Here is a 13360-nt window from a genome sequence, read left to right on the forward strand (position 1 = left end):
TCGAGGTTGAAGGCGTAGAAGAGAGGCGCTTGTCCGGCGTCCTGACGTCCCATCATCGCTGCGGATTCCGCTGGATCGATGGGAGGTCAGTGAAGCAGCTTCAACAGTCCGCTTCAACCGAGTTTTTCAACGGAATAGGCCGATCTGAGCCAGTCGGTTGGCTAGCGAGGCTGGTCAATCAAGGTGGCGGGCTGGTCTGGTTCGCTGGCGGGCATGGGCAAGTGGCTGGCGGTTTTCACTGGGCGCGGCGGATCGCCATGGTCACGGCATCGGAGCCGCCGCACAGCCCGATTCGTCCCGGGGCGGCGTAGCGGGAAAGGAATTCGGCATTGCCGAGGCCGTCTAGACGGATGACGTGGGGGGCGCTGTCGTGCATGGGGCGCCAGCTTAGCCGCGGGGGGCATCGACCGCAGCCGCGTCCTCGAGGTGGTGGAGCAACAGGGCGGCGAGGCTCGCGAGGTCCTGTGCGTTGTGCTCGCCGACACGCCGCAGCAGGGCGGCGCTGCCGCCGCGCAAGTACGCCAGCCAGGCCGCAGGCGCTTCGCTGCCGGGCAGGTCGTCTTCGCGGAGCACGCCCAGCCAGTGCCGTTCCACCGTGGCGAGGCGGCAGTCGGGCAGGGCGTGCCGTAGCCGGCGGCGCGTGGGGTGCAGCAAGTCGAGGTGAGGAAAGCGCGAGAGCGGGTCGGGGATGCGCGACAGACGCAATCGCGTGCCCAACAGCGGGCGGTCGTAACTCTTGCCGTTGTAGCTGACGAGCACAGCGTCGTCGCCAAGCGCATCGATCACGGCCCGAAGCATCGCAGCCTCGGCGGCCATCGTGGCCGTGGTGAACTGCGTGATCGCGAGTCCCGCAGGGGTGAAGCGTGCGATGCCGACCATGAAGGCGCGCGTGCCGGTGCCTCCAGCGAGGCCGGTGGTTTCGGTATCGAAGAACGCCAAGCGCGATGCTTCCACAGATTCGGGCAACGGTACGGTGCCCCGCCGACGCGTTGCTGGCGACGCCACGGCGAGATCGCCGAGTTCGATCACCGTCGGTGCCAGCGGCCGCGCGCGCAGCGTGACGTGCCGCCACAGGCCGGGCGCGATCTCGTCGCCCGGGAGCGTGCGATCGACGGGCAGGGCGGTGAGCGGCGTGGCCGCTGCGAGCTTGCGCGGCCCGCGTTCTCGCAGGCGGCGCAGCGCGTCGAAGACGTCCTGCCATTCGTCGGTGCGTGGTGATGTGGGCGCAGCGGGAACTTGCCGCTGCTGCCTCAACCAATCGAGCGCCGCGCTCATGCGGCCTCGAATAGCGTCAACAAGCGCTGGGCCGCGCGTTTGGGTGTTTCCGCCTCGTCCTTCACCGGGGCGGCGACGGGCCCGACGCAGGCCGGGCAACCGCGCGTACACGGGCAGGCCGCCACGAGGCCGCGGGCGCGCTTCACCAATTCCGTGCGGCGTTCGTAAAGCGGCTGCGACAGGCCGATGCCACCCGGATAGGCGTCGTAGAGGTAGAGCGCTGGATGGAAGCGGCCGTCGGGATGCGCATCATCAACGCACTTCTGCAGGTCGCGCCCCTCGGCCATGACGGCCAGTTGCGCCACGCAGTGCAGGGCGCTGCCCGCACCGTGGAAGGCGGCGAGGGCCTGCTCGCGCGTGGGCCATGCGGCTTCGAGGACGCCCGGCGGCAACTGCCACCAGGTCGCGGTGGTCTGCAGTTCCTGGTCCGGCAACTGCACCGGGCCATAGCCGATGTTCTCGTGCGTGTGGAAGCGGATCTTCTTGTAGCCGGACACGCGGCGCACCACGTGGACCTCGCCCGTCTCGCACTGGCCGGCGCCCAGCGGGGAGGCGTCGAAGCGGTCCAGCACCTTGAGCTTGGTGTGGTCGATGGCGTCGGTGTAGTAGTCGACGAAGGTGCGCCGCACATAGGCCTTGCGACCGGGCCAGTCGAGGCGCTCCACCTGGTAGGGCACCGACTGCACCATGTGGATTGCGCCTTCGTACAAGGTGAGCGCCGCGGCGGTGTAGTCGACCTCGGCGATGATCGTCTGGCGGCCGTCCGTGCGGTCAACGACGACGAAGTTGCCGTCGGCGACCGCGCGCAGGTTCACCGCATTGGCCGGGTAGCTGTCGGCGATCCACTCCCAGCGTTCGCCCTCACGGTGCACCACGGCGTCCTCGGCAAGCAGGTCGAGGAAGCCATCGACCTCCACGGGCCCGAAACGCTCGCCAGCGCTGAAGGGCAATTCGAAGGCCGCGCAGCGCACGTGGTCGAGTAGCACCAAGGGCTGGTCGGCGTGAAGGCGCGCGTGCTCGGGGTTGGCGCCGAAGAAGTACTCCGGATGCTGCACGACGTACTGGTCGATCGCCTCGCTGCTGGCCACCAGCACGCCGACCGAGGCCTGCTGGCGGCGCCCGGCGCGACCGAAACGCTGCCACGTCGCCGCCACCGAGCCGGGCCAGCCGTTCAACACCACCACGTCGAGCGCGCCGATGTCGACGCCGAGCTCCAGCGCCGAGGTGCTGACGATGCCGTCGACCTTCCCGGCGCGCATCGCCACTTCGGTCTCGCGACGCTCGTTCGGCAGGTAGCCGCCTCGGTAGGCGCGGATGCGGGCCGGGCCGCGTGGCTCGCGGTCGAAGACCTCCTTGAGGTACTTGGTGATGACTTCGACCTGGGTGCGCGAGCCGCAAAAGACCAGCGTCTTCAGCGCGGCGCGGATGGCGATGCGGGCGATGCGCACCGACTGCGAGCGCGCGGAGGCGCGCAGGCCGAGGTCCGGGTTCACGACGGGCGGGTTCCAGAGCAGCAGGAACTTCTCGCCGCTGGGTGCGCCGCTGCGGGTGATGGCGTGCACTGGGGCTTCGATGAGGGCCTCGGCGTGCTCCACGGCGTTGCCGATCGTCGCCGAGCACAGGATGAACTGCGGATCGCTGCCGTAGAACGCGCACAACCGCTTCAGCCGGCGGATCACGTTGGCGACATTGCTGCCGAAGACGCCGCGGTAGCCATGGATCTCGTCGATGACGACGTAGCGCAGGTTCTCGAACAGCGCGGCCCACTTGGTGTGGTGCGGCAGGATGCCCTGGTGGAGCATGTCGGGGTTGGTCACCACCACGTCGCCGCCGGCGCGGATGGCCTGCCGCGCATCGCCGGGGGTGTCGCCGTCGAAGGTGGCGGCGCGGACACCGAGCTGCCCGGCCGTCGAGAGTTCGATCAGCTCCGCCACCTGGTCCTGCGCCAAGGCTTTCGTGGGGAACAGGAACAGCGACTTGCCGCCGTGGCGCGCCGCGGCTAGGGCGGGCAGCAGGTAGCACAGCGATTTTCCCGAGGCGGTCGGTGTCGCGAGCAAAAGATTCTCCCCGTCCTGTGCGGCCCGCCAGGCCTCGGCCTGATGGCGGTAAAGGCGGGTGACGCCCCGAGCGCGCAGCGCGTCGGCCAGTCCGGTGGGCAAGTCCGACGGAAACTCGACGTAGTCGCCTTCTCGGGCGGGCAAGCGGCGCAGCGCGGTGATGCGGTCGGCGTACTTGCGGCCGAGGCGTTGCACCCACTGGCCGCCGTCCACGCGCGCTGCAGGCAGGGCAGGGGATCGGGGCTCCAGCGAACGCGCGCCTTCGTCAGCGTGGCCGGTCGGGGGTTCGGGGCGGACGACAGCGTTCATGCGGGCACCGGAAGGAAGGGCCCTGTTGTCGCCCGGGACCGTCTCACGGTTTGCGACGCCTCGAAATGCGACGGGGCCCGAAGGCCCCGTCGTGTGTGGCATGCGCCGGTGACTGGCGACCAACGGCTCGATCAGCCTTCGTTATCGCCTTCGGCTGCAGTGCCGCGCTTGTCACCATCGGCGAGGAACCCGCGGTTGCGCAGCAACGGCTCGACCACCGGCTCGCGGCCGCGGAACGCCACCTAGGCCGCCATCGGATCGCGCAGGTTGCCGGCCGAGAACACGTACTGCTTCAGGCGCGCGGCGACCTCGGGGTTGAACAGGTCACCCGTTTCCGAGAAGGCATCGAAGCCGTCCGAGTCCAGCACTTCCGACCACAGGTAGCTGTAGTACCCGGCCGAATAGCCGCCCGCGAAGATGTGGGCGAAATGCGGGCTGCGGTGACGCATCGGGATCTCGGGGATGGCCCCGATGCGCTCCAACGCCTGCGCCTCGAAGGCGGCGACGTCGATGCCCTTGGCCTGCTCGGCGGTGAGCGCATGGAAGTCCATGTCGACGAAGCCCGAGGACAGGAATTCGACCGTGCCGAAGCCCTGGTTGAACTGCCGCGACGCGATCAGCCGCTGCTGCAGTTCCACCGGCATCGACGCACCGGTGGTCTTGTGGGTCGCGAACTTGTTGAGGAAGTGCGGCGTGAGCACGTAGTGCTCGAGGATCTGCGCCGGGAACTCCACGAAGTCGCGCGACACCGCCGTTCCGGCGAGGCTCGGGTAGTTCACGTCGGACATCAGGCCGTGCAGGCCGTGGCCCATCTCGTGGAACAGCGTGATGGCGTCGTCCAGTGAAATGGTGGCGATTTCGCCTTCCGGGGCGGCCGGGATGTTCATCACGTTGACGATGTGTGGCGTGACCGCGCCGTCGAACTTCTCCTGCGCGCGATAGCTGCTCATCCAAGCGCCACCCGACTTGCCCTGCCGGGCGAAGTAGTCGCCGTAGAACAGGCCGACGTGCTGGCCCGCGGCGTCCTTCACTTCCCACACCCGCACGCTGGGGTGATAGACCGGGAGGTCCTTCCGCTCGGTGAATTCGAGTCCGAACAGGCGCTTGGCGAGGTAGAACTGCGCGGCGATGAACTGCTCGAGCTGGAAGTAGGGGCGGATCTCGTCCTGCGAGATGTCGAAGCGCTCCTTGCGGACTTGCTCGGCGTAGTAGCGCCAGTCCCAGCCCTGCAAAGCGTAGTCGCCGCCCTCGCGGGTGATCAGGGCCTGCATGTCGGCGCGCTCTTCCTTGGCGCGGGCCAGTGCCGGCTCCCAGACGCGGCGCATCAGCTCCAGCGCTGCCTCGGGGGTCTTGGCCATGGTGTCGTCGAGGGTGAACTCGGCATGCGAGTCGTAGCCCATGATCTGCGCCCGTTCGGCGCGCAGCGCGACGATCTCGGCGATCAAGCCCTTGTTGTCCTCGCCATCGTTGTTGTCACCACGGAGGGTCCAGGCGCGCCACGCCTGCTCGCGCAGGGCGCGGTCCTCGGCGAAGGTCAGGAAAGGCTCGACGCTGGGACGCTGCAGCGTGATCGCGAACTTCCCTTCCTGCCCGCGCGTCTTGGCCTCGGCGGCGGCAGCGGCCTTGAGCGGGGCCGGGACGCCGGCCATCTGCGCTTCGTCGAGGAACAGCGCCCACTCGTCGGTGTCCTTCATGAGGTTCTGCTGGAACGACGACGAGAGCGACGCCATGCGTTCGCCGATCGCCGCAACGCGCTCGCGCTGCGCTTCGGTCAGCGCGGCGCCAGCGCGTTGGAATTGCAGATGATGGCGCTCGACCAGGCGGATCTGTTCGGCATCTAGGCCCGCGTTGGCGCGGTTGGCGTGCACCGCCTCGACTCGGGCGAAAAGCGCCGGATTGAGCAGGATGGCGTTCTGGTGCGCGGCGATCCGCGGCGCCATCTGGGTCTGGATGGCGCGGATGGCATCGCTGCTGTTGGCCGAGGTCATATTGAAGAACACCGCGCCCACGCGATCGAGGTCACGGCCGGCCCGCTCCATCGCGACGATGGTGTTGGCGAAGTCGGGGGCGGCAGGGTTCTTCGCGATGGCGTCGATCTCCCGAAGGTGCGCGGCCATGCCGGCGTCGAACGCGGGGACGAAATGCTCCGGGCGGATGCGGTCGAACGGCACCGCGCCGAAGGGCGTCGCCCATTCGGCCTGCAGGAAGGGGTTGGCCTGCAGATCGGCGGCCGCGGGTGCAGTGTCGCTGGCCTCCACCGGCGCGCTGGCCGGCAGGGAAAACAGCAGGGCGGCCGCGAGTGCGGCGGCGAGGGTCGTCTTGGTCATGGACGGCATCAAGGTTGGTGTAGGGCCGCAAAAGTGCGACTGCGAATTCGTAGCACTTGCATCGCTTTCAGGGCGTGAGCGTCCCGTGGAACCAACCCCGTGCAGCCCCCATTGAGCCGACGGCTGGGCGTGCGTCCGGTCGAGATTCCCGCGCCGGACGGTTGAGCCCGCCCTTCATTTGACGTGGATCAGGTGGGCCCGCCGCCGTGCGGGCTGTACTGGGCCCACAGACTCTGGGCGGGAGAGTGGGCATGGGCGCAGTGGGGACGGTGGGCGCGGCGAAGGTGCCAGTGACGCGGGAGGCCCTCAAGGACCGACCGGTCACGGGGGTGGAGGCCGAGTTCCGCGACGGCGAGACCATCGTCTCGTCCACGGATCCGCAAGGCCGCATCACCTACGTCAACGGGTATTTCATGGAGATCAGCGGCTATGCGGAGGCCGAGTTGCTCGGCCAGCCGCACCGCATCATCCGCCACCCGGACATGCCCGCTGCTGCGTTCGCCGACATGTGGGCCACCCTGAAGAAGGGCCGGCCTTGGATCGGCCTTGTGAAGAACCGCTGCAAGAACGGCGACCACTATTGGGTGGAGGCGAACGTCGCGCCGATCTACGCCGCAAGCGGCGAGCTCGAGGGCTACGTGTCGGTCCGCCGCAAGCCCAGCCGCGCGAGGGTCGACGAAGCGGAGCGCCTTTACCGCGAGATCCGCGAAGGCCGCCTGGCCCGCTTCGAGATCGAGAACGGCGTGGTCCACCCGCCCAGCCCCGCGCGTGCGCTCAACCCGCTGTGGCGGCTCACGCTGACCTTCCGGCTGTTCCTGCTGTCGCTGTTCGGCATCGGCCTCGCGGCTGGCCTCCTCTGGCTGCAGGCCCGTGGCGTCGGACGCGGCGTCCTCGTGGGCGGCCTCGCCGCAGGCGCGGCCTTCGCGACGTACTCGGCCTGGTGGCTGGCCCGCGACGTGGTGGGACGCCTCGACCGCGCCAAGGCCCTGTTCCGGGAGATCGCGGCCGAGAAGCACGACGGCCACGTCGACATCTCGCGGGCGGACGAGGTCGGTGCCGTGCTGCTCGGCTTGAAGTCGCTGCAGGTGCGGTTGGAGTTCAGCACGCAGCGCCTGCGTCGCGAGGCTGCCGCTTCGGCCCGAATCAACCAGGCCTTGGACATGGCCGAGACCAACATCATGGTCGCGGACCGGCGCTTCGACATCGTGTTCGCCAACCGAGCCGTGCTCGAGACCTTCCGACGCCACGAAGCGCGGATCGCCACGGCGATCCCCGGGTTCCGGGTGGACGGCATCGTCGGCTCGTCCATCGACCGCTTCCATCGGGATCCCAGCCGGCAGCGCGCCATGCTCGCGGGCATGAAGGCGCCCCACCATGGCCGGGTCGTGGTCGCCGGCCTGAGTTTCGACCTCGTGGTGACGCCGGCCTTCGGCTATGCCGGGATGCTCATCGGCTACGTCGTGGAGTGGAAGGACCGCACCCTCGAGCTCGAGATCGAACGCGAAGTGCAGGAGGTCGTCGATGCCGCCAGCCGTGGCGAGCTCGGCCGTCGCATCGATGTCGAGAGCAAGACCGGCTATGTGCGGCAGCTGGGCGAGGGCATCAACCGGGTGCTGGACGTCTTCGAGGACATCACCGCGAACCTCCAGGGCTTCATGGCCTCGCTGGCGCAGGGCGACCTGCGCGTGCGCATGGAACAGCGCTATGCCGGGGCCTTCGGCCAGATGGCGGATGACGCCAATCGCACCGTCGAGGAGCTCGCGGACATCGTCGGCCGCATCCAGCAAGCGGTCGCGGTGTTCCGCACAGTGTCGTCCGAACTCGCGGCGGGGAACGCCGACCTCCAAGAGCGCACCGAGCAGCAGGCGGCCAGCTTGGAGGAGACGGCGTCCTCGATGGAGGAACTGACCGCCACCGTGCAGCAGAACGCGCAGAACGCACGCACCGCGCGCACGCTGTCTGAAGGCGTCGGACGCATTGCCAACGAGGGTGGCCTGGTCGCCGACGACGCGGTCCGGGCCATGGGCGAAGTGGCCGAGGCCTCGGCCAAGATCGAGGACATCATCACCGTCATCGATGGCATTGCCTTCCAGACCAACATCCTCGCGCTGAACGCCGCCGTCGAGGCGGCGAGGGCCGGCGAGCAGGGGCGCGGCTTCGCCGTGGTTGCCGCGGAGGTGCGCGCGCTGGCGCAGCGGAGTGCCGCGTCGGCCAAGGAGATCAAGGCCCTGATCGGCGACTCGGCGGAGGCGGTGCGTGCCGGCTCCGGCAAGGTGCGCGAAGCCGGCGAGTCGATCCGTTCGCTGGTCGCCGAAGTGGAAAAGATGGGGCAGCTCGTCGCCGAGATCAGCGCCGCCAGCGAGGAGCAGGCCCAGGGCATCGGCACCGTCAACCAGACGATCAGCCAGCTCGACACGGCCACCCAGCAGAACGCGGCACTGGTCGAGGAGGCCAGCGCCTCGGCACGCGCCCTCGAAGAGCAGAGCACCCAGCTGGCCGGCGCGGCGGGAAGCTTCCGCCTGCCGTGATTCGACGGCCCGGGCTTACTCCGGGTCGTAGTCGAGGTTCGGTGCCAGCCAGCGTTCCGCCTGCTCGAGGGGGATGCCCTTGCGCTTCGCGTAGTCGGCGACCTGCTCGCGCGAGAGGCGACCGACGACGAAGTACTGGCTGTCCGGGTGGCTGAAGTAGAAGCCGCTCACGGCCGAGGCCGGGTACATGGCGAAGTTCTCGGTCAGCGAGAGGCCAATCCGCTCTTCCGCCTGCAGCAGGTCGAAGATTGTCCGCTTCTCGCTGTGCTCTGGGCAGGCGGGGTAGCCCGGTGCCGGGCGGATGCCGCGGTAGTCCTCGCGGATGAAGGCCTCGTTGTCGAACGGTTCGTCTTTCGCGTAGCCCCACAGCCGCGTCCGCACCTCACGATGCAGCCATTCGGCGCAGGCTTCGGCGAAACGGTCAGCCAGTGCCTTCAGCAGGATCGCGTTGTAGTCGTCGTTCGCGGTCTCGAAGCGAGCCACATGCGGTTCGATGCCAATGCCGGCGTTGACGGCGAACGCGCCGACCCAGTCCTGGTGACCCGCCGGCGCGACGAAGTCGGCGAGGGCCAGGTTCGGGCGCGTATCGGGCTTGTCGGCCTGCTGCCGCAGGGTGTGCAGGGTGGCGAGGCGCTGCGCGGGCTGCCCCGGGTCGAATACCGCGATGTCGTCGCCGTGTTGGGCGGCGGGCCACAGCCCGGCGACGGCCTTGGCGGTCAGCCATTTTTCCGCGATGAGCTGGTCGAGCATGGCCTGCGCATCGCGCCACAGTTCGCGGGCCTGGGCGCCGACGACGGCGTCGTCGAGGATCTGGGGATAGCGGCCCGCCAACTCCCAGGTCTGGAAGAAGGGCGTCCAGTCGATCACCGCGCGAAGGGCATCGAGGGGGACATCATCGAACACCGTCACACCGGGTGCCTGCGGCTGCGGCGGCGCGTAGGCCGACCAGTCCGGCGCGAAGCGCTTGGCGCGGGCACGTTCCAGTGGCATCAGCGGCTTGGCGTCGCCGCGATTGGCGTGACGGCGACGCACCTCGTCGTAGTCGGCCACGATGCCCGCCATGAAGGGCTCGCGCAGATCCTTCGACAGCAGGCTCTGCGCCACGCCGACGGCGCGTGAGGCGTCCTTCACCCACACCACCGGTTCGGCGTAGTGCGGGTCGATCTTCAGCGCGGTATGGGCGCGGCTGGTGGTGGCGCCACCGATCATCAGCGGCACGCTGAAGCCCTGCCGCTTCATCTCCTTGGCGACGTGGCTCATCTCCTCCAGCGAGGGCGTGATCAGGCCGGAGAGGCCGATCAGGTCGACGTTCTCCTCTTTCGCGCGATCGAGGATCGTCTGCGCCGGCACCATCACGCCGAGGTCGATCACGTCGAAGTTGTTGCAGCCGAGCACCACGCCCACGATGTTCTTGCCGATGTCGTGCACGTCGCCCTTCACCGTGGCCATCAGGATCTTGCCGCGCTGCTTGGCGTCGCCGCCCGCCGCGGCCTTCTCGGCTTCGAGGTAGGGCAGCAGCACGGCCACGGCCTTCTTCATCACGCGGGCCGACTTCACCACCTGCGGCAGGAACATCTTGCCGACGCCGAACAGGTCGCCCACCACGTTCATTCCCGCCATCAGCGGGCCTTCGATCACGTCGAGCGGACGGCCCATTGCCTGCCGTGCCTCCTCGGTGTCGCCCTCGATGAAGGCATCGATACCGTGGACGAGCGCGTGCTTGAGGCGCTCCACCACCGGCAATTCGCGCCACGCGGCGTCCTCGACTTTCACCTCGCCCTTCTTGCCCTTGTAGCGGTCGGCGATCGCGAGCAGGCGCTCGGTGGCATCCCGTCGGCGGTTCAGCACGACATCCTCGACGCGCTCCCGCAGCTCGGCGTCGAGGTCGTCGACCAGCGCCAGCGCGCCGGCATTGACGATGCCGAAGTCCATGCCGGCCTGGATGGCGTGGTAGAGGAACACGGCGTGGATCGCTTCGCGCACGGCGTTGTTGCCGCGGAAGGCGAAGCTGACGTTGGAGACACCGCCCGACACGTGAGCAAGCGGAAAGCGCGCCTTGATCTCTCGCGCCGCGTCGATGAAGGCCACGGCGTAGCCGTCGTGCTCCTCGATGCCGGTGGCGATGGCGAAGATGTTGGGGTCGAAGACGATGTCTTCGGGCGCGATGCCGGCGCGTTCGGTCAGCAGGGCATAGGCCCGCGAGCAGATTTCAACCTTGCGCTCGAAGCTGTCGGCCTGGCCCTGCTCGTCGAAGGCCATCACCACGAGGGCGGCGCCATAGCGGCGCAGCAACTCGGCCTGGCGAAGGAATTCGGCTTCGCCTTCCTTCAGCGAGATGGAGTTGACGATGGGCTTGCCCTGGACGTTCTTCAGCCCTTCTTCGATGACGCTCCACTTCGAGGAGTCGATCATCACCGGCACCTTGGCGATGTCCGGCTCGCCGGCGATCAGGCGGAGGAAGCGGCCCATCGCGGCTTCGGCATCGAGCATGCCTTCGTCCATGTTGATGTCGATGACCTGGGCGCCGTTGTCCACCTGCTGGCGGGCGACCACCAGCGCCTCGTCGAAACGGCCTTCGAGGATCAGCTTCTTGAACTGCGCCGAGCCGGTGACGTTGGTGCGTTCGCCGACGTTGACGAAGTTGCTTTCCGGCGTGATGACCGAAGGCTCCAGCCCCGACAGCCGCATGTGCGGCGCGGGAGCGGGCAGGGCACGCGGCGGCAGGCCAGCGACGGCCCGTGCGATGGCAGCGATGTGCTCGGGCGTGGTGCCGCAGCAGCCGCCGACGATGTTCAACAAGCCGCCTTCCGCGAACTCGCGCAGCACGCCGGAGGTCTCTCCCGGCTGCTCGTCGTAGCCGCCGAAGGGGTTCGGCAGGCCGGCGTTCGGGTGGCAGCTGATGGCGCACTCGGCGACGGACGAGAGCACGTCGATGTGGGCGCGCAGGTCCCGCGCACCAAGCGCGCAGTTGAGGCCGATCGACAGCGGCTTGGCATGCCGCAGCGAGTACCAGAAGGCCTCGGCCGTTTGGCCCGAGAGCGTGCGGCCGGAGCGGTCGGTGATCGTGCCGGAGATCATCACCGGCCAGCGGGCGCCATGCTCCGCGAACATCGTCTCCAGCGCGAACAGCGCGGCCTTCGCGTTCAACGTGTCGAAGATGGTTTCCACCATCAGCACGTCGGCGCCGCCTTCGGCCAACGACTCCGCCGCCTCGCGGTACTGCGCGACCAGGGTGTCGAAGTCGATGTTGCGGAAGGCGGGATCGTTGACGTCCGGCGAGATCGAGGCGGTGCGCGGCGTCGGGCCGAGCACGCCGACCACGAAACGCGGCTTCGACGGGTCGCGGGCTTCGAACTCGGCACAGACGGACTTAGCGAGCTTGGCCGCCTCGCGATTGAGTTCCGGGACAAGGTGCTCGAGCTGGTAGTCGCCCTGCGCGACCCGCGTGCCGTTGAAGGTGTTGGTCTCGATCAGGTCGGCGCCAGCCTCGAGGTAGGCGCGGTGGATGCCGGCGATGATCTCGGGCTTCGTCAGCACCAACAGATCGTTGTTGCCCTTGAGGTCGCTGCCGCAGCCGCAGCCCTCGCCGTGGACGTGGTCGGCCGCCAGCGGCGCGCGCTCGTGGCCGGACGGGATGTCGTTCGTCTTCGGCGAGAACTGCAGGCCATCGAAGCCCTGCTTGAAGCGTTCGCCGCGGTAATCGGCCTCGGTGAGCTGGTGCTTCTGCACCATGGTGCCCATTGCGCCGTCGAGCACGAGGATCCGGATGGCCATCGCGTCGAGCAGCTGCTGCACGCGGGCCGGGTGTTTCCAGGGGAGCCGGTTCATCCGCGCTTGCGCTCCGTCGACGAGCCTGGCTTGTGTGCGATCAGACTGATGACCTCGAAGTGCGGCGGGCGTTTCTCCTTCGCCACCACCTCGCAGACGCGGACCTCGAGTCCCGCCTTCTCCGCCAGCTTGCGCAGCTCTTTCTCCGTGAAGCCGAGATTGAGGTGCCCGTAGGGCTCGACCACGGCTTTGTGCTCGTGCTTCGCCAGGCAGGTGGCGAGCAGACGACCGCCCGGGCGCAGCGCACGCGAGGCTTCGGCAAGTGCTTTCGCGGGCTTCTCGGCGTAGGTGAGGGCGTGCATCAGCAGAACGAGGTCGAAGGCCGAGTCCGGGCAATCGATGGCGTGCATGTCGCCTTCGCGCAGTTCGACATGGGCGTATCGCGACAGGCGCTCACGAGCGGCGGCGATCACCTTGGGGCTGGCGTCGATGCAGAGGTACCGGCGTGAATGCGGCGCCAGCATTTCGGCCATCAGCCCATCGCCCGACGCGATGTCCAGCACGTCGACGGGTTCGAGCAAGGGCAGGGCGCTGCGGGCCAGCGCCTCCCAAGTGCGGCCCGGCGAGTAGTGGCGCTCCATGTCGCCGGCCACCGAATCCGCCCAGTTCTGGTCGGAAGCGCGGGCAGCGAGGACGGTGGGAAGCCGTTCGGCGTCCTGCCGCAGCAGCGGATCGCTGGCGCCGTCACGCAGGGTGCGCCAGAGCGCCGCTTCGGCCGGCTCGATGGCGTCGTTGAATCGGTAGTAGGCCGAAACGCCGGAGCGCCGGTCGACGACCAGGGCGGCTTCGCGCAGCTTGGCGAGGTGGGTCGAAACACGGGGCTGGGCGAGGTGGGTGATGGTCGCCAGTTCGGCGACAGTCAGCTCTTCACGCTCGACGAGGGCCAGCAGGCGGACGCGGGTGGGGTCGGCCAGCACCTTGAGGCAGTCCGACCAGGCTTGCAGGTCCATATCTATCTTTGTATCCGAATCCAGCGATGAACTAGTCTGGAGGCCGCTCCCGGCCCGGTCAAGGCGCGTCTTCACCCCGGCACCAT

6 protein-coding genes and 1 pseudogene are annotated in these 13360 nt (G+C 68.6%); 1 reads left to right on the forward strand and 6 read right to left on the reverse strand.

The features are described from left to right. Positions 1–235 precede the first annotated feature (235 nt). The 4 genes and pseudogenes from O9255_RS12155 to O9255_RS12170 form a co-directional block, all read right to left on the reverse strand. Positions 236–376, reverse strand: coding sequence for a hypothetical protein (locus tag O9255_RS12155; protein ID WP_297867133.1), 141 nt, complete (start codon positions 374–376; stop codon positions 236–238). Between the two features lie 11 nt (positions 377–387). Further along, positions 388–1275 (reverse strand): ribonuclease H-like domain-containing protein, encoded by an 888-nt coding sequence (locus O9255_RS12160; protein WP_297867134.1) that lies wholly within the window; start codon positions 1273–1275, stop codon positions 388–390. Next, positions 1272–3524: pseudogene (locus O9255_RS12165) on the reverse strand (DEAD/DEAH box helicase); the annotation flags it as partial. The gene O9255_RS12160 and the pseudogene O9255_RS12165, both read right to left, overlap by 4 nt. A gap of 359 nt (positions 3525–3883) precedes the next feature. After that, the gene (locus O9255_RS12170; protein ID WP_297867135.1) at positions 3884–5968 is read right to left on the reverse strand and encodes a M3 family metallopeptidase; all 2085 of its coding nucleotides are present in this window, start codon (positions 5966–5968) and stop codon (positions 3884–3886) included. Between the two features lie 251 nt (positions 5969–6219). Here O9255_RS12170 and O9255_RS12175 point away from each other — a divergent pair, with 251 nt between their 5' ends. Beyond that, positions 6220–8496, forward strand: a complete 2277-nt coding sequence (locus O9255_RS12175) for a PAS domain-containing methyl-accepting chemotaxis protein (RefSeq protein WP_297867136.1) — start codon at positions 6220–6222, stop codon at positions 8494–8496. Between the two features lie 15 nt (positions 8497–8511). Here the strand turns inward: O9255_RS12175 and metH are convergent, their stop codons facing one another. Next, positions 8512–12324 (reverse strand): methionine synthase, encoded by a 3813-nt coding sequence (gene metH, locus O9255_RS12180; RefSeq protein WP_297867137.1) that lies wholly within the window; start codon positions 12322–12324, stop codon positions 8512–8514. Beyond that, positions 12321–13274 (reverse strand): metalloregulator ArsR/SmtB family transcription factor, encoded by a 954-nt coding sequence (locus O9255_RS12185; protein WP_297867138.1) that lies wholly within the window; start codon positions 13272–13274, stop codon positions 12321–12323. Before O9255_RS12185 ends, metH begins: the two co-directional genes overlap by 4 nt. Positions 13275–13360: the final 86 nt, after the last annotated feature.

This window comes from Silanimonas sp., from assembly GCF_027530345.1.
Lineage (GTDB): Bacteria > Pseudomonadota > Gammaproteobacteria > Xanthomonadales > Xanthomonadaceae > Silanimonas.

What these genes read in the sequence shown, in the direction of transcription:
- O9255_RS12155 (WP_297867133.1), bottom strand. Translation starts at nt 376, where the DNA reads ATGCACGACAGCGCCCCCCACGTCATCCGTCTAGACGGCCTCGGCAAT.
- O9255_RS12160 (WP_297867134.1), bottom strand. Translation starts at nt 1,275, where the DNA reads ATGAGCGCGGCGCTCGATTGGTTGAGGCAGCAGCGGCAAGTTCCCGCT.
- O9255_RS12170 (WP_297867135.1), bottom strand. Translation starts at nt 5,968, where the DNA reads ATGACCAAGACGACCCTCGCCGCCGCACTCGCGGCCGCCCTGCTGTTT.
- O9255_RS12175 (WP_297867136.1), top strand. Translation starts at nt 6,220, where the DNA reads ATGGGCGCAGTGGGGACGGTGGGCGCGGCGAAGGTGCCAGTGACGCGG.
- metH (WP_297867137.1), bottom strand. Translation starts at nt 12,324, where the DNA reads ATGAACCGGCTCCCCTGGAAACACCCGGCCCGCGTGCAGCAGCTGCTC.
- O9255_RS12185 (WP_297867138.1), bottom strand. Translation starts at nt 13,274, where the DNA reads ATGGACCTGCAAGCCTGGTCGGACTGCCTCAAGGTGCTGGCCGACCCC.